The 240-nt window shown below is 65.0% G+C and carries 1 protein-coding gene; it reads left to right on the top strand.

Translation table 11 applies throughout. The features are described from left to right. Window positions 1-240: hypothetical protein (locus tag HMPREF0072_RS12370; protein WP_211204251.1), on the top strand; the 240-nt coding region annotated here is incomplete at both ends.

The raw sequence follows: 240 nt of genomic DNA, 5'->3' as shown, positions 1-240 counted from the left end.
GTGACTGTCTCGCCGGCCGGGCTAGACGTCGATTCGGTCGGAGTGCTCTCGGGAGTGCATCCCGTGAGCGCGAGGAGGGCGACTGCGATCACTGCTGCGAGGCGGGGAAGGTTCTTCGTGGTGTTCATGATGGTGTCTTTCACAGGTCATCTGCCGCGGAACCGCCGGCATCTGGCGGTGCGGCTGCCGTCGAGGACGGCGAAGGAATCGGATGGCGACGAAGACGAGGACAGCGACAGC

This window comes from Anaerococcus lactolyticus ATCC 51172 (assembly GCF_000156575.1).
Classification (GTDB): domain Bacteria; phylum Bacillota; class Clostridia; order Tissierellales; family Peptoniphilaceae; genus Anaerococcus; species Anaerococcus lactolyticus.
This window is presented reverse-complemented; position numbering and strand designations above follow the sequence as displayed.